Annotated in this window: 10 protein-coding genes and 1 pseudogene; 3 read left to right on the top strand and 8 right to left on the bottom strand. The window is 51.4% G+C overall.

Annotation, left to right across the window (positions count from 1 at the left end):
- Window positions 1-27: 27 nt before the first annotated feature.
- Window positions 28-984 carry a D-2-hydroxyacid dehydrogenase gene (locus tag C2I18_RS17025; protein ID WP_249896951.1) on the top strand — a complete coding sequence of 319 codons (957 nt, stop codon included), beginning with the start codon at window positions 28-30 and terminating at the stop codon, window positions 982-984.
- Between the two features lie 92 nt (window positions 985-1,076).
- On the opposite strand, the pseudogene C2I18_RS17020 reads toward C2I18_RS17025, so the two are convergent.
- The 3 genes and pseudogenes from C2I18_RS17020 to C2I18_RS17010 all read right to left on the bottom strand — a co-directional run.
- Window positions 1,077-1,496, bottom strand: a pseudogene (locus C2I18_RS17020) (methyl-accepting chemotaxis protein); the annotation flags it as partial.
- Between the two features lie 253 nt (window positions 1,497-1,749).
- Complete coding sequence (locus C2I18_RS17015) at window positions 1,750-6,054, bottom strand: glycosyl hydrolase (RefSeq protein ID WP_249896950.1); 4,305 nt, start codon at window positions 6,052-6,054, stop codon at window positions 1,750-1,752.
- A 451-nt stretch (window positions 6,055-6,505) separates the two neighbouring features.
- Window positions 6,506-7,915, bottom strand: coding sequence for a deoxyguanosinetriphosphate triphosphohydrolase family protein (locus C2I18_RS17010; RefSeq protein WP_249896949.1), 1,410 nt, complete (start codon window positions 7,913-7,915; stop codon window positions 6,506-6,508).
- Window positions 7,916-8,111: 196 nt separating this feature from the next.
- On the opposite strand from C2I18_RS17010, the gene C2I18_RS17005 reads away from it, so the two are divergent.
- The gene (locus tag C2I18_RS17005; RefSeq protein WP_249896948.1) at window positions 8,112-8,885 is read left to right on the top strand and encodes a polysaccharide deacetylase family protein; all 774 of its coding nucleotides are present in this window, start codon (window positions 8,112-8,114) and stop codon (window positions 8,883-8,885) included.
- Between the two features lie 120 nt (window positions 8,886-9,005).
- Window positions 9,006-10,028, top strand: a complete 1,023-nt coding sequence (locus C2I18_RS17000) for a substrate-binding domain-containing protein (protein ID WP_249896947.1) — start codon at window positions 9,006-9,008, stop codon at window positions 10,026-10,028.
- 73 nt (window positions 10,029-10,101) lie between these two features.
- Here C2I18_RS17000 and modB read toward each other — a convergent pair whose 3' ends face one another.
- The 5 genes from modB to C2I18_RS16975 all read right to left on the bottom strand — a co-directional run bounded on the left by modB (window position 10,102) and on the right by C2I18_RS16975 (window position 14,544).
- Window positions 10,102-10,767: a molybdate ABC transporter permease subunit gene (gene modB / locus C2I18_RS16995; protein ID WP_249896946.1), complete on the bottom strand. Its 666-nt coding sequence runs from the start codon at window positions 10,765-10,767 to the stop codon at window positions 10,102-10,104.
- A 34-nt stretch (window positions 10,768-10,801) separates the two neighbouring features.
- The gene (gene modA, locus C2I18_RS16990) at window positions 10,802-11,581 is read right to left on the bottom strand and encodes a molybdate ABC transporter substrate-binding protein (RefSeq protein WP_249896945.1); all 780 of its coding nucleotides are present in this window, start codon (window positions 11,579-11,581) and stop codon (window positions 10,802-10,804) included.
- A 222-nt stretch (window positions 11,582-11,803) separates the two neighbouring features.
- Window positions 11,804-12,769 (bottom strand): helix-turn-helix transcriptional regulator, encoded by a 966-nt coding sequence (locus C2I18_RS16985; protein ID WP_249896944.1) that lies wholly within the window; start codon window positions 12,767-12,769, stop codon window positions 11,804-11,806.
- 253 nt (window positions 12,770-13,022) lie between these two features.
- A complete protein-coding gene (locus C2I18_RS16980) occupies window positions 13,023-13,673 on the bottom strand; it encodes a hypothetical protein (protein ID WP_249896943.1) in 651 nt (216 codons plus the stop codon).
- Between the two features lie 184 nt (window positions 13,674-13,857).
- On the bottom strand, window positions 13,858-14,544 hold the full coding sequence (locus C2I18_RS16975; RefSeq protein ID WP_249896942.1) for a M50 family metallopeptidase: 687 nt from the start codon (window positions 14,542-14,544) through the stop codon (window positions 13,858-13,860).
- Between the last annotated feature and the right edge of the window lie 133 nt (window positions 14,545-14,677).

Here is a 14,677-nt window from a genome sequence, read left to right as displayed (position 1 = left end):
AGAATCGTATAACGGGAGGGTACCATCATGACTAAATCTATTGTTTGTCTGCAGCCTTTAACATCCGAACAGCAGGACCTTATTCGTGCCGCCGCCCCAGATTATACCATAACACTTGGGGATGCCAAGAACCCGGATCTTGCACTGCTTGCAGATGCCGAAATTGTAATCGGCTGGGCCAAGGGCATCAGCGATACACTGCTGCGCCAGGATTCGCCGCTGCGCTGGGTGCAGACCTGGTCCGCCGGTGTAGAGAAGCTGCCGCTTGAGCGTCTTGAAGAGCGAGGCATCCTGCTTACCAATGCGAGCGGCGTGCATGCCGAACCGATTACTGCCGTTATACTCGGATTTATGCTGATGTTTACCCGGAATCTGCATACGGCCATGCGCAATCAGCTGAACCGCCGCTGGCATTCGGACGGCAGCGAAAGCGAATTGACCGGCAAGACGGCTGTCATTGCAGGAACTGGTGCCATCGGCAGTGAAACAGCCAGAATTGCCAAGGCGTTCCGGATGAAGACCATTGGAATCAGCCGTTCAGGCAAAGCGGATGACAATTTTGACGAAGTATACACGACCGACAAGCTGTCCGGCGCTGTAAGCAACGGTGACTTTGTCATTAACACACTGCCGCTGACCGATGAGACCCGCATGCTGTTCGATGCTGATATGTTCTCAGCTTTCCGGCAAGGGGCTTATTATATCAATATCGGGCGCGGCGCCACAACGAATACCGGGGACCTGATGGATGCCCTGAACAGCGGCAGGCTGGCTGGTGCCGGTCTGGATGTTTTTGAGAAGGAGCCGCTTCCTGAGGACCACCCGCTTTGGGACATGGAGAAGGTAATTATCACTCCCCATTGCGCCGGATCGACAGACCGCTATGCTGACCGTATCGTCGAAATTTTTACAGAGAATCTGAAATCTTACCTGGCGGACGGCGAGCCTAACCGTAATAAGGTTGACTACAGCCGCCAATATTAAACATGAAAGACAATAAAACAGCCTCCAGTGCACTCTTTCCTGCATTCCGACAAGTGCGCATGGAGGCTGTTTGCTGTTATAGTTCTGTATGGTTATACCTGAAATCTTGTTACAGATTCTTCAAGCTCGTCCAAGAGTGCCTGCAGCTGGCTGAACTCACTCATCGTCTCACTCGCTCCGGTCACCTGCTGCAGATCACCGCTGATCTCCTCTATGGTACCGGCCATCACATCTACAGAACGGTTAATCTCCCCAAGCGCCCCGCCTGTCTCTGCAATCTGCCGGCTGCCTTCCCCTGTAATCAGAACACCTTCCCGCAGCTGCTGGACCATTTCCCTCGAGTCAGCCTGAATGCCTTCATTAATAGCTGTAATTTCGGATACGGTCTGCTGCACTTCTTCAGACAGCTTGCGCACTTCCTGTGCCATTACCGCAAATCCGCGTCCGGCATCGCCTGCCCTGGCCGCTTCAATCGCAGCATTGATGGCCAGAAGATGTGTCTGCTCGGAAATGCTGCGGATCGAGCCGACCAGCCGGAAGATCCCTTCATTTTTGCCGTTCAATCATTTTCATAAATGAGCGAAAAGTAGATTATACTCTGTACTTCGGTAAAAGCATATGAGATTTTTAAGATATTTAACGGTTTCCTTTAAATTATAACAAAAGGCAGCGACCCTCCTAACAGGAGAATCACTGCCTTAATCTTTTGTTCTATGACGCAGTTAATCCGCTATTACCTCACCGTTTTTAAGACCCAAAATGATCTTACTGCACTGCAGCAGCCAGAGTTACTTCCTTCAGATACAGATTGGAGGTTCCGCCGTCATTTGAGATGTCCTCTATCTTCACCCCGATGGTTTTTACCGCAGACAGATCTGCACCGTCCGCTTTTGCAGCATCCGGCAAAGAAATCGACAAGGCCGTGTAGCCGCTGGCATCCACCGTGACCGGAGTTCCGCTGTCCGTCCAGGTCCAGCCTGCCCCGGTCTTGATGAACAGACGCGCTTTGGCGCTGCCGCCGGACAGCTTCACTTTTGCAGTAAGGGTATCCAGTCCGGTAATATTCAGCTTCGCCGGGTCCACCGCAAGCTCAAAGGATTGCTTGAAACTGCCGTCATCGTTCTGCCCGGTGTTTACCAGAGCAAAAGCCACACTGACCGCCTGCTCCTCTTCAGCAAATACCGGAGTTCCGGCATTGGCGCTGCTGCCGTTAGCAGCTGTCCAGCCAGCAATGTCTCCGGCACTTGTGAACTGATACAGGATTCCCGGCGCATGGGCTTCCGGCTGTCCGCCGTTCTCACCGGACAGATCAGGAAGAGCCGGATCATAAATGGCCTTGATATCATCAAAATACAGTACGCCTTCATGCGCGCCGCCATCCATCGAGTTCACATACAGATTGAAGCTCTGCACCTGCTTCAGCCTTTCCCCGGTGAGCGCGCCGCCCTTGCCCCAGCTCATTCCGGCAAGATCTTTAAGACTTATAACCACCTGCCCGTTTGTTCCTGGAGCAATGACCGGATAAGCTTCGAAATAACCGCCGTCAATGACCAGCTGGACCACCAGCTTCAGGGGCTCGCCTGTTTCAGCGTAGGAAGCGCTGCCTTCGGAAGCAATCCACATACTGAGCGCATTATATTCCGACCAATCCAGCGCCCCCAGGCTTTTGCCGGCCCCGGCATATCCTGCACTGTTGATGCTGTAGCGCAGCTTCATTCCAAAATTGCCCGAGTGCTTGCGGTCTGCGCTCAGGGAGACTCCGATATCATCACCGCCCGCTTTGGGATATTTGGCGGCAAGCGCATCGTCGCTGGAACCATAGGCTTCAAAATCATCGACCAGCGCTTTGTCGGATACCGGTGCTGAGTAGATATTGAAGAGCCCCACATCATCCACATAAATTGGCAGAATGCCTTCTGAGACAAGTCCGCTGCCGACAATGGAAATGGCCAGGCCTGTCGCAGCCGCTGTTTTCCCTGCATTATCCAGATCTATGGAGACATCAAATTTATAGTAGGATACGCCGGCCACCGTAATTTTTGGCAGGTCGGACAATGCCTTATAGCTGGAATCCATCCCGTATTTCGTGTTCCAGTCCTCCGGCAGCTGGATAACACCGCGCACCGCTGCGTTTCCGGAGGCATTTTGCGCGGATTCAGGTATGAGTGCACTGAAATTCACACGTCCGGCTTTGGCGAGATCCACTCCATCCAGCGCTGCCGGTGTAAGCTGCAGCTTCAATTCCTGCCACGTGTCCTCTGCGGACAGTCCTTCAGTGATATCAATCTTCAGCTTTCCGTCCCCATCCATAAATGCATGCTGGAAACCGGTCTTGATGGTTTCTCCGTTGCCGGCCAGACCCGACCAGGTGCCGTTGTTCTGCACCAGCTGCAGATCCGCCAGGCTATCAAATGTGATCCGTGTCAGCGGAACCTCACTGATCTTCACAAATACCGAGATGGTTTGCGTAAGTAAAACATCACCTGTCCCGTAAGCTTTTACCGTAATGTCGGCAGAACTGCCGTTGAGGGTGGAATCAGGCTGCCAGGCAGCAGTATAATAGCCGTCAGCTCCCAGTGTCATTTCGGTTTCAGCGCCTGCTGCACCCACTGAATAAGTGACTTTGACAGACTGCATATTGGCGGCTTTCGCACGGATAACCGAAGTCGATTCCGTTACTGTACCGATATTGTTCGGAGTCACAATGTGCAGGAACGGCTCCTTTGCCGCCGTATTTACAACACGCCCGTATTTATTGTCAGCCTTCACTTCCCCGGCAAACGCCGTATACGGGTCTTCATAGTATTTTATAAAGTCCGGAAGCAGCTCATGATCGGCTTTGTTCGGCACATTCTTGTATGGAACATACAGATTGTTGCCTTCGCCGAAGTTGGCCCAGGTCAGCATGTAGGAGATCCGTGCCGCATCCGGGTCTGCCTTGATGGCATTCAGGATCTTGGTGAACCATTCCAGCTCATTGTTGCCGGCTGTCTTCATTCCCGAAGCGCTGTAGCCGTATTCTGACAGGGTAACGATTTTGTTCTTCTCCCGGGCCAGACTGGAGATCATGCGCAGATCCTTTACAAGACCGCCCAGGAATGCCTCCGAACCTGCATTATCCTTGTTGTCGTACTGGTCCATACCGAGAATATCCACATACTGATCACCCGGATAGGTGGTTAAATATTCATCCTCATTCCCGTTGAACGGGCCGTTTGGAGAAAAGACATACAGGAAGTTATGAACGCCCTTAATGTCGCGCAGATATTCTACGGTGTAACGGTACAGTTCGGCGTATTCACTTTTGGTGGTCGTTGCAGCCCCCCACCAGAACCAGCCGCCGTTCTGCTCATGGAACGGCCGGAACAGAACCGGAATCAGATCGCCCTCATCGTCCTTCAGATTGTTCGCAAAATCGGCAATACGGTCGAGATAGAGGTTGAATGCGCTGTTCCTGTCGCCTCCGGGCAGAATACGCGCCACTACCGACGAGGTTGCACCTTTGGAATTGCCTGTATCATTGAAGTTTCCTCCAGTCACAAAATTGTATGGATGTGTGCTTAGGGTAACGATGCCGCCCAGCTTATGCGCGTGCTTCATCGCTGCAGTCAGGCCGAGCCTGCTTGCTTCATAATTCCCGCTTACACCCGGAGGATTCTCATAACCGTCCAAGCTGAGCGTATCCCAGCCAAAGACGGCAGGATAATCGCCCGTTGCGCTGTACACATCTGAAATCACGTTACCGGCGGTATCCTTGCCGGCAAAAGATACAGTCGTATCATGCTGATGCCCGAACATGATCTGCTTGCCGCTCATCTCATCCAGATAAGCGAACAGGGATTTCGTAGCAGCTGTTGCCCCAGGGTCCGCAATATGAATGGTCGTTGCCGCAGAGCCTCCTCCACCATTACCGCCACCGCCGCCAGAATTCCCTGAACTGCCGGAACCTGCGGGGCTTCCGGCAGCTGCTGCAGCCGGTGCAGTAGCCCCGTTGCTCACAGAGTAGCTTCCTTCTGTCAAGGTTTGGCCGTTAAGGCTTACTGAAGAAGCACGGACGATAAGACTGGTAATCGTGCCTTTGCCTGTAATGGAGGTACCGGCTGCACCGCTGCCGATGACCGCCTCAGTAATGACCGCCCCGGGGCCGATTTCCAAAACAGAGGCGCTTTCAACAGTAAGCTGGCCGACCGATGTGTCCCCTTCCGCCGCAATACGGACCTTGCCGTCCATACGCTTCACTACCGCCGATGCCAGGCGGGAATCGCTGATATGAATTGAATTCTCACCGCCTCCGGCAATGTATACCGCTCCTTGAACAGTCACCTTCTCCAAAACGGCTTCACCGCTGCCGATGCCGGGAGTTAAATATAAATTCCCGGATACACCGCTGTCTTTGAACACCACTCCGCTGCGGTTAATCAGAACATTCCCCTGAATGCTGCCGCCCTCAAAGGTTCCAGCGGTGTTGTAATACCGGCTGACCAGCCGGTCCACAATGCTAACCGCCTCTGCCCTGGTGATGGGGCGGTCCGGACGGAAGCTTCCGTCAGGATAACCGTTAAGGATTCCCTGAAGCGCCTGGACCGCCTCTGCGGCATAAGCGCTGATATTGCTGTGGTCTGTAAATTCAGCGGCAGGATGATTGCCCGGCTGTAGGGCAAAAACCGAGGCGAGCAGTGTCGCCGTATCCTGGCGGCTTATCTTTGTATCCGCTTTCGCTTTGTTGTCCGGAAACCCCTTATAATATCCTGCCTGCTTTGCTACCGCCAGGTCTGTGGCATACCATGCTCCTGCCGGCACATCCGAGAATGTATACTCCGCGGGCGCACTGAATCCGAACAGCTTGTTGATGATGCTGACCAGCTCAGCCCTGGTAACAAGGTTATCCGGTCTGAACGTTCCGTCAGGATAGCCGCGGATCACTCCGTTCCCCTGCCATGTACCGATACTGTCTTTGGCCCAGTGTGTACCAAGGTTCTCGCTGCCGCCTGCACCCAGTGCAGGTACAGCCATCGACAGCATCATAACGGCCGTAAGAAACAGCAGAAAACTTTTTCTAAACCTCTTCACTACCTTTTCCTCCTCCTGTGTAAAGGCTTACAAGATAAACGTAACGTGTATACCGCTTTTCCTCTCCGCCTTACAGAAATATATAATAACTCATTGGTAATATTAGCATTGTAATAACAAATTAACAATAACAAAATACTAAAATCTCTATTAAATTTAAACAAAGACCAATTAACCGTATTCCAAACAAAGGCTATTATCCTGAATAAACCCGCATATTTCAAAGGTTTAATTATAACTAATGACTCTAAGCAGCAAATATCATAATTAAAAAAACCGTGGATTTTATAATAACAAAATAATAACAAATTACAACAATACAAGACCAGAAATCAAAAATCAAGACCATAATTCAAAAGCAAAGACCATAAAAAACCGCAAAACGGACCCGTCAGGGTCTGTCTTGCGGCGCTTTAGCATGTGCAGCTTATCCAGAAATTAAGCAATAAGTCTAATCGAGGTCATAGATTGAACCGACCTTAAGCCCATACAGCTCGTTATATATCTTCTCGGCAAAAGCATCTGTCATGCCCGCGATGTAATCAATCACCATATGCTCCCATGTCCAGATGGGCCGGCTGCTCCGCTGATCCTTTTCAAAACGCTGCAGCCAGTCACTTGGAATGATTGCCTTTGACGTCTCGGGATCATTGAAGGCTGCCCACAGCCTGCGCAGAATCCACTCGCTGCGTTTTTGGAGGCGCTGCACACGCAGGTCGCGGATCATCGTCACCCAGGCAAAGCTTTTGAGCACACTGACTGTCCGCAGCATGTCCTCATCCTCCCTGCCCTCTTTAATGAACGTAACCTTCTTCCAGTCTCCGTCCGGAATAACACCAAGGCTGGCGACAAAGGTGCTGACCCAATACGCCTTTACTTCCCGCCGGGTCCGGGAATAGTCATTTTCGCAGGTGGGCATTTTCTCCATCCACACTCTGAGGAATGAACTCAGCACTTCCTCTACCTTGATGCTGATCTGCCCCTCCTCCCAGCCTTTCCAGAAGAAATCCTCCAGCGTGGTGATTTTCTCGACAATCAGCTTCCGGATGTAGGAATCATGCATGAAATGCTCATGCACTTCAATTTTGCCTGCTTTAATGCCGTCCTCCAGATCATGCGCAGAATAGGCAATGTCATCACAGAGGTCCATCAGCTGGGCTTCCAGCGTTTTCTTGCCTTCCGGCACTCCCCACTCCCGCCGGATCTCCGAAATATAATCCCATTCATGGAGATACAGGCCCTTCTTCAGTACCGTTCCCGGAAAAGGATATTTGTTAATGCCCAGGAGCACGGCATCTGACAGGTTCAAGCCGTCGATGTTCTCCCGTTTTTCGAGAAACATAATCAGCCGGAAATTATGGGCATTGCCTTCAAAATGCTCGTATTTGCGCTTCATATTTTCATGAATCGTCTGCTTCTGTACCGTACCGGCACCGGATTTGAGCACCTCATCATCGGTCTTCTTCGCGATCAGCTGCTCCAGAATGCTGTCCAGTACTTCTTCGCCCTTGTGGCCAAAAGGCGGATGTCCGAAATCATGGGCGATGGCTGCACATTCCACCACTTCCGGATCAATGACAAGGCCGGGATTCTCAGCCTGCCCGGTCTCCACTTCAGGGTAAGAGCGCAGCAGGCTTTTGGCTGCCTCCCGGGCAATTTGCGCTACCTCCAGTGAATGGGTCAGTCGCGTCCGGTAGTAGTCGCCGGTCCCGGCGCCGAACACCTGTGATTTGCCCTGCAGCCGGCGGAAAGTCGGCGAATGGATCAGACGCGAATAATCGCGTTCATAAGCGGCTCTCGAGGTCTCCAGGCGGGTAATCTCCGGATATTGCCGGTGCTCTCTTTTTTCAATTAATGTCATATCCGCTCCCCCTATCCCTAATTCTGTATTTAGTACTACATTATAAGTCATTTTCAGCATAACTTTCACTCTAAAATAGAAACTTTACGGTTTGTATGCCGCATTGAATATTTCATCAGGAATAAGGCGCATTCTATACAAAAACACCCCCGTCCCTTGAACTGCTGCGGGACACGCCTGGAAGGATAGTGAACCCATGAAAGCAAGCTGCAGAAATACAGCCCTGCTGCTGATCTCCACCGCACTTGTTCTTGGCACGGCAGGTACAGCCATGAGCAGCCCGAATGTCAAAAACCGTGATTATTACGAACAGCGGGGCGAGATGATCTGGGAGGTGCATACAAATCAAAAGGTGATTGCCCTCACCTTCGACGATGGGCCTGACCCCGATGAAACCGGAGAGATTCTGGATGTGCTGCAGGAACACAATGCCAAATGCACCTTCTTTGCCATCGGTAAAAAGATTGCCGCTTACCCTGATGTCGCCAGACGGGTCATTACCGAAGGCCATGAGCTGGCGAATCATACCTATAATCATGTGTACTTCAAAGCTCCTGTATCCCAGCAGCAAATCCAGAAGGAGCTTGAACTGACTGAACAGGAAATATTCAAGGTGTCCGGCAGGCACAGCAGCCTGTTCAGACCGCCCGGCGGAATGTATGATCAGACGCTGGTGGATGTCTCCAACAGCATGGGGCTGCGTCCGGTGCTGTGGTCCTGGCATCAGGATACCCGCGACTGGAACCGCCCGGGTGTATGGAATATATCCAGTAAAGTGATCCGCAATGCCAGAAACGGTGATATCGTGCTGTTCCATGACTATGTCCACGGACAGTCGCAGACCAAAGAGGCACTTAAAATTATTCTGCCGGAGCTGAAAAAAAAGGGGTTTAAGTTCGTTACCGTGTCCGAGCTGATCGGTCTATCCGACAGGCAGCAGGTGAATAAAGACAGACATCTGGCCTTTTGATCGCTACATCCGCCCCCTAAGGCTGTTCATTGCGCAGCACCTCAAAATAAGGTAGTCTTGAGCTATGATGAGGATTTACTCAGGGCACTGCCGCAGTGCATCCTTTAGGAGGCTATAATTATGCCTGAGCACGAGAACACTTCCTACACCACCGAGGAAATTGCCCGGCTCTTGAAGATATCGAAGCTCAAAGTATACGATTTGATTAAAAAGGGCGAACTGCCCTCCTACCGTGTCGGAAAGCAGATGCGTGTGGATTTCTCCGATCTGGAGGCCTATAAGCAGAATTCACGCAGCGGTGCAGCATCTGCTCCTGCAGCCGGATCAGGAGCTGCATCCTCTGCTCCGCCCCACGCTCCCTTTACGCTTCCGCCGGCCACCTTCTCCACGCCGCTTCACCTGTCACAGCAGCCGGCGCCAGCCGCCAAGTCCGCCGGCTTCAACATCGTCATCACCGGCCAGGACATGTCGCTGGACATTCTGGCCACCCATCTGGAGCGCAGCCTGCCGTCGGCAAGGCCGCTCCGCTCCTATGCCGGCAGCCTGGACAGCCTGATTGCCATGTATCACGGTGAATCCGACATTGTCAGCACGCATCTGCTGGATGGCGATACCGGAGAGTATAACCTGCCGTACATCCGCAAGCTGCTCGTCGGCTTCTCTTACATTGTGGTGCACATGCTGGCCCGCAGTGCCGGCTTATATGTTCAAAAAGGCAATCCCAAAGGCATCACCGGCTGGCGGGATCTGCAGCAGAAGGGCCTTACCCTTATTAACCGCGAGCTCGGGTCGGGGGCCCGTGTGCTCCTGGACGAGCAGCTTCGCCTCCATGGCATCCGCTCTGCCGGCATCAGCGGCTACAGCCGCGAAGAGAACAGCCACCTCGCCGTAGCCGGCGTAGTCGCGCGCGGTGAAGCCGATGTCGGCATCGGCACCGAGAAAGCCTCCAGAATCATCGACGGCGTCGATTTCATTCCGCTTATTAAGGAGCGCTATGATCTGGTGATGATCAAGAAGCCGGAGCATGATCCGTGGGTCAACAGCGTCATTGACATCCTGCGCTCCCCGGCCTTCAAGAATGAGCTGAGCTCCATTCACGGCTATGACCTTACAGATACGGGAAGAGTAATCTTCGAAACTTAATACGGGACAAACAACAAACCTCCGGATCTGCCGTGAAGCCTGGCAGACCCGGAGGTTTATGTATGTCTATTCTTTATCTTGAACGCTTGTTGACGAACATCAGCATAACCGCTGATATCGCGATAATGGAGCAGACCCACATCCAGGCCATCGTCATGTCTCCGCCATCGACAGCTACATATATAGCGGTTGGTACCGTCTGGGTGCGGCCCGGTATATTGCCGGCCACCATGATTGTCGCCCCGAACTCCCCGAGCCCGCGGGCGAACCCGAGTACATACCCTGCAGCCAGTGAACGGCCGGCCAGCGGAAGCGTCACAAACCTCAGTACCTGAAGCTCGCTTGCCCCCTGCGCACGTGCGGCATCCTCCAGATCCTTTTCCACACCTTCAAATCCCGCCTTCACCGTCCGGTAGACGAGCGGAAAGGCGACAACCACTGCAGCAATCACTGCCGCTCCCCAGGTAAACAGAATCGTCTGCTCCGTTAACTGCTCATACAGCCTCCCGATCCAGCTCCTCCGGCCCAGGATGACCAGAAGCACGAATCCGACTACCGTCGGAGGCAGGACCAGCGGCAGCAGCATGACCGTTTCAACCAGGCTGTAGCCCGGAAACTTCCGTCCTGCCATCAGCTTTGCCGCGAAGGTCGCCAGGATGAACACGAGGATACTGGTAATTACAGCAATTTTGACCGAAAGCCAGACCGGGGCGAAAAAATCACTCCAATTGATCCCCATCAGCTTCCACCCCGCTTGCACGCTAATCGCATGATTATTTTGCCAGCTGAAAGCCGTATGCGGTAAAAACCTCACCCGCCGCTTTCGTCTGAACGTAATTGTAGAAAGCCTTGGCCTCTGCCTGATGCCCAGAACCCTTCACAAGGCCTACTGGATAGTTTATTGCCTTATGAACATGCGCCCCTACTGTAAGAGCGATCTTTACTTTCTTGGAAGTCAAAGCATCGGTTTTGTAGACAAATCCGGCATCCACATTTCCTGTTTCTACATAAGAGAGCACCTGCCGTACATCCTTGGCAAAGACAAGCTTGCTCTGCAGCGGCTCCCACAGTTTTTTGGCCGTCAGCGCCTGCTGCGCATATTGTCCTGCCGGCACCGATTCCGGCTGGCCTACTGCAATCTTCTTAAAGGCTTTATCCGTAAGCTGTGTGATGGTTGTGAACTCGGCTTTGGAGCCTGCAGGCACCACCAGTACCAGCTGATTCTTCAGCAGTCCTGTACGTGTGGAAATGAGACCCTTATCCACCAGCGCTGCCATCTGCTTATCGCCTGCAGAGAAGAATAAATCAGCCGGTGCCCCCTGTTCAATCTGCTTCTGCAGTGTACCGGAAGCGCCATAGTTAAAGACCAGATCAATCTCCGGATGCTGTTTCTCATACTGAAGGGCTATCTTATCAAGGCTGTCCTGCAGGCTTGCCGCCGCTGACACGATAATTTCCGTTTTCTTGGCCGCTCCAGCCTGCTTCTCCGGAACAGCGGATAGCCCAGCAGCAAGCAGTACGGCGACGACTACCGCCATTAATTTCTTGTACATTTTTATTCCTCCCGCTTATGTATCTTTGTATATTTTGATGTAATTCTAGCATAAGCAGTATTTGTTTTCTATACGTTTCGTTATGCTTGAATATAATCAGTTATGAATAGTATATAATTATTCACAATCATTCAACGATTCTGCAACACATAGAATCCCTTCATGCGCAGCTTCACCTGAAGGGATTATCCGGAGTACTTCTATAATCGTTATAATTCCACGTTATTTATAGAGCATCAGCCACTTATCCAGCTGCTCCCTCAGCATGTCCCGGTAATAAAACGGCTCCAGCAGCTCCGCTTCCTCTTCAAAGCCCATAATCCAGCGGACAAAACCGATATCCTGTTCGACAGCAACCTTGAAATGAAGGCAGCAGCGTTCCCGGTCAATCTTTACCGGCTTGAACATCATTTCATCATCTCTGATCCACTCCATCATCCGCTCGGAAAGCCGGACTTTGAACTCCACCTGCAGACTGTCCTGATCCAGCGACCACTTCTGCTTCATAAAAGCCTGCAGGTCAAACAGCTCCTTGGAAAAGCGGTGGTTAAGCGTCTCGACACCTGCAAATCCGCTGATATGAAAAGCCCGGATCAGCCCGAACCGGTGGCAGAACCCGATAAGATAGTAACGGTTTTCCAGCGGAACAAGGCAATACGGGTCAATCCGGAGCTCTTTTTCCTCATAATTATTCTCATAATAATCCGCAAGGATGCTCCTCTGCTTCATCATGGCTGACAGAATTCCTGTCAGAAAAGGCGACGGCTCAGTCCGGGCATTGCTCCTCTCTGTCCAGAGCCGCCAGGCCTCCGTTTTTACACTCTCCATCTTTTCTTCCCTTTCCGCCGTTTGCTTGTATTCAGCTGCCATTATTTTTTCATAGGCGTCTTCAAATTCAGGAGGCAGTAATGGTTTGATGTCTCTCATGATGCTGCCGAGCTGCGAAAATGCGGCCGCTTCCTCTTCCGACAAATCTAAAGGGTACAATGCAAAATTCCCGATAAAAGCATATCCCTTGCCATGCCCCAGGTGGGTAATTGGAATATGCATGGCACTAAGCGCATCCATATCCCGGTAAATCGTTCTCTCACTGTTGCCGCAGCGCTCCGCAAGCTCTCGTGCCAAAATTCCCGGTTTGGCTTGAACTAGCGTAATGATACGCATTAGCCGGATCAATCGGTCTGTCATTTTCAGTTCCCCTTGATTCATGGTAAAGTAGACCCATTTTTTATGTTTACGAAGTAAATGCATACCTGCTAACAAGGGCTAAATTAACCATGTTAACAATAGGCAATAGATTCATTGTACTATTTATCTGCGCAATTATAGTAATATTTTTCCTTAAATTTTCTTTGTCTCTGATGACTGCTTCTATTATGTATGTATATCGGTATTATCCGACGTTTAAGGTATGACCAATCGGTCATTCATATATCAAATTTTAAACACTCAACTGCTTATACAACATTTCAGCTTCTTTGACCAATTGCAGATCTCCTGAGCGTGCAGCCAGCAGCAGCACCTTGTCCGCTTGCCTGCGCAGCTTCTCGTATACCTTCTGATCAGGTTCCCGGGACCGCAGTACCGCTAGCGCTTCCATGGCTTCGGCCGCTTTGAGAAGCTCCATATGCTTTTCTACGTGGAAACAAGTCGCCGCGTTTAGAATATCCGTATGATGTGTATATTCCAGACTCAGCTTGTTCAAAGGCAGCTCACGGATCCGCTCCGCCGGCGGCTGCTTATACTGCCACTGCATCCAGATGGCTTCATGAACTCCGGCCGGCATTGCTGCTGTGGTGAACGCAAGACCAATGTATTTGCGGCTTCCGGAATGGATTTTTCCAAGCTTAAACAGAAAGGATCCTCCTTCGCCTCGCTCCGCATTGCAGCCATGGCAGCCGCTCAGTGTCATATGTGATTCAAGCCAAATTCTCAGCTCGATTTCCCGTGCCGCCACCTTACGGCTTTTTTTGCGAAAATCCTGATTGCCGGAGCTTCCGCTCCATTCCACAAGCAGCTCTAAATTTTGGACAGTGCCTGCAAAAATCCGGTTTTGACTCCATGTAACTACGGGCTGAATACTTGCCTGCATGACTTCCACCTCTTTCTTTATACTTCTTCTATTAATGTACCAATAATGGCGGACAACTCCTTGTCATGGAATGTATGTTCGGTCCTATAATATCGACAAAAAAAGAGACACACTACTAAAATGTAGGTTGCCTCTTTATAAAACTGCGGCTTTTTGTCTAAATGTGCCGAAAATCTATCGGGTCTTAGCGGCTCCCCGCCTTACTCCGCAAGCTTTCCTTCTGAAAAAAGAGCCCCAGCGCCCATTTTGCGCAGAGCAGGGAAAAAAGCATGAAAAGGAGTGCCCACAAAATGGCAGGCAGTGGAGTCATTCTGGCTAAATTAGCCGCATCCCCTGCACCGGAAGGCGAAAATATGGATGCTGTTACCAGAACAAGCGTACCTGCAACAGATTCCTCCAATGTCAGAAAGGCCAAAAATAAATAATAATATTTGCTGAATTTGGGCAAGAGCATCATTACGGCTATATTCAGCAGTATAAATCCGCTTAGCCAGAGCATTCCGAAGCTGCCCCGTACATACAGCAGAAGCATGATCAGCGCAACCGTACTGGCCAGCATCAGGCCCCAGCGGTGCTGTTCTTTTCTGTACAGGTAGAACAGCAGGAGGGAAAATAACGAAGCCAGCGGATATCCGGCCAGTGATACAGCCATTGCCTTGACCCCGGCACCTATCGCCGAGTAGGTTACACCGCTGTGATCGGCATACAGTTCAATCCGCAGTACACGGCCTGACAGCAGCAGGGTGACCAGCGCATGACCAAATTCATGAATCATGGTATCGAGATTGCGGAACAAGGATGAGAACGGGATAAACCGGGTTAACAGCGCAGAGCCAGCCAAAAACAGTATGGTTTTCAGCCATTTATTCATTGATTCAGCCCCCTTCCGTTCAAAGTATACGATAATTTAACCCTCCGCGGTAGCAAAACGAAACCGGCTTGTCCTTGGGACTGTATTACTGTTATGGTTACCGCCCCCGGGGGCAGGGTAAAAAATCCTAAGC

This window comes from Paenibacillus sp. PK3_47 (genome assembly GCF_023520895.1).
In the GTDB taxonomy this organism is placed as follows: Bacteria; Bacillota; Bacilli; order Paenibacillales; family Paenibacillaceae; genus Paenibacillus_AQ.
Note: the sequence above shows the minus strand (reverse complement) of the source record. Positions and strands in the feature narration are given on the sequence as shown.

What these genes read in the sequence shown, in the direction of transcription:
- C2I18_RS17025 (WP_249896951.1), top strand. Translation starts at nt 28, where the DNA reads ATGACTAAATCTATTGTTTGTCTGCAGCCTTTAACATCCGAACAGCAG.
- C2I18_RS17010 (WP_249896949.1), bottom strand. Translation starts at nt 7,915, where the DNA reads ATGACATTAATTGAAAAAAGAGAGCACCGGCAATATCCGGAGATTACC.
- C2I18_RS17005 (WP_249896948.1), top strand. Translation starts at nt 8,112, where the DNA reads ATGAAAGCAAGCTGCAGAAATACAGCCCTGCTGCTGATCTCCACCGCA.
- C2I18_RS17000 (WP_249896947.1), top strand. Translation starts at nt 9,006, where the DNA reads ATGCCTGAGCACGAGAACACTTCCTACACCACCGAGGAAATTGCCCGG.
- modB (WP_249896946.1), bottom strand. Translation starts at nt 10,767, where the DNA reads ATGGGGATCAATTGGAGTGATTTTTTCGCCCCGGTCTGGCTTTCGGTC.
- modA (WP_249896945.1), bottom strand. Translation starts at nt 11,581, where the DNA reads ATGTACAAGAAATTAATGGCGGTAGTCGTCGCCGTACTGCTTGCTGCT.
- C2I18_RS16985 (WP_249896944.1), bottom strand. Translation starts at nt 12,769, where the DNA reads ATGACAGACCGATTGATCCGGCTAATGCGTATCATTACGCTAGTTCAA.
- C2I18_RS16980 (WP_249896943.1), bottom strand. Translation starts at nt 13,673, where the DNA reads ATGCAGGCAAGTATTCAGCCCGTAGTTACATGGAGTCAAAACCGGATT.
- C2I18_RS16975 (WP_249896942.1), bottom strand. Translation starts at nt 14,544, where the DNA reads ATGAATAAATGGCTGAAAACCATACTGTTTTTGGCTGGCTCTGCGCTG.